The organism is Vibrio sp. Vb0667, from assembly GCF_033391095.1.
This window is the reverse complement of record NZ_JAWPOL010000118.1, coordinates 1-1,648: the sequence shown is the minus strand read 5'-3', so window position 1 is coordinate 1,648 and position 1,648 is coordinate 1. Positions and strand designations below refer to the sequence as shown.

Sequence of the window (1,648 nt, the reverse complement as noted above, 5' to 3'; positions counted from 1 at the left end):
ACCTAGCCGGCAGCAAAGTCGGGAGAAGCCCTAAATGGGTATTGTTGTGATTTTGTAAACTGCATGTTTAACATCAATTGGATGGGCTTTCAAACACAACCAAAATGTGGTTTTCGTCGCAGACAACAAGATGACATTAACGTTATCGGTGTTTCAGGGCTTTTTGAGCGAAAAAAGAAAGCGAGCACGAAGCTCGCTTTGAGTTAGGAAGTGTTTAAAAAGGAAGTCGTAAGATTACTTCACGTACACACGAGGGTTTGATGTGCCCCAAATGGTGTAAAGTTCTGGGAAGATCACGTCGGCGTTCTTCTCGATTTCTGCGGCATTGATGGTTTGAGATTTTTGGTTGCCGAACAGAACGACCTCAGAACCCGGCTTCACGCCTTTGATATCGGAAACGTCGATCATTGTTGTATTCATTGACGTTACGCCAACCACTTTTGCACGTTGACCATTGATCAGCACGTCTGCCGTATTGCCCATTTTTCTTGGGTAACCGTCAGAGTAACCGACAGGAAGGTTCGCCATTACGCTTTCTTTAGTGGTTGTAAAGCTGCTGTCGTAACCCACAGTGCTGTTTTTCGGTAGGTGGTGCAGTGATGCTACGCGTGTTTTGAAAGACACGATGCGCTCGTAAGGTAGGGTTGCAGGGTAGTCACCGTACAGCATGCCGCCAGGACGAACCATATCCAGATGTGCTTCAGGCAGATTTAGCGTGATGTAAGAGTTAGCCACGTGCAGTGTGATGTCTTTACGTTTCAGACCTGCGCTGTCCATTAGCCACTTTGTTTCTACTTTGAAACGGTCAACCTTGCGGCGGATTTCATCAAGACCTTCATTCGGGAAGTGGGTCATCATACCTACGATTTTTAGGTTAGGATCGCTTGCGATTTCCACACCTTCAACCTGACCTTCATACGTTGTCAGATCCAGACCATTACGACCCATGCCTGAAGTATTCAGAGCAAGGTGAACAGGAATAACGGTATTGTAGTTGTATGCAATCTCGATGATTTGATCTGCCTGCATCTTAGTGCCAATCAGCTCTTCGATTTCGTACTGTACGCCGTTTTCAATTTCGTTGCGGCTAGCCGCACGGACACGCATGATCTTGCCTTCGAAGCCGTGCTCACGCACTACGCGAGCTTCTTCATTACTGGTGATACCCACACATGCAACGTTGTTCGCGATGATGCTAGGCATCAGGCCTGCGATACCGTTACCGTACGCGTCAGCCTTCATGATGGCACAGATCTGAGTGTTGCCCTTTAGATCCTTCTGAAGCAACTGAATATTATTTGAAAATGCCTGAGTATCAATTTCTAGCCAAGCGTTGCTCGCCTGAACGCGCTCTTCGCGCTCGCTGTCATCAAAATCAACTAGCAGAGGAGCGGCATGTGCGGCTGTTTGGCCCATCAGAGCCAGTGCAGTTAGGCTAAGTTTCAGTTTCAAAGGATATCTCCTGTTATGAGTTTTTTCTTCTTGTTGGTTGAAGTTAAAGTGTAAATAGATGCACAACGTCGCGTAGCGCAGTAGCCTTGCGTTTCCGCTCTTCAACCCCTTGTTGTGCGTCCTTAGCAGATAATCGGTTTTCTTCGGCACTGTTGCTCAGTGCGGCAAGATTGAATGATAAGTGTTCGCAGGAAAA

General features: G+C 47.1%; 1 protein-coding gene. It reads right to left on the bottom strand.

What is annotated here, in order from left to right:
• Positions 1 to 234: 234 nt before the first annotated feature.
• Positions 235 to 1,452, bottom strand: coding sequence for an alanine racemase (gene alr, locus R8269_RS23870; RefSeq protein WP_318222733.1), 1,218 nt, complete (start codon positions 1,450 to 1,452; stop codon positions 235 to 237).
• Between the last annotated feature and the right edge of the window lie 196 nt (positions 1,453 to 1,648).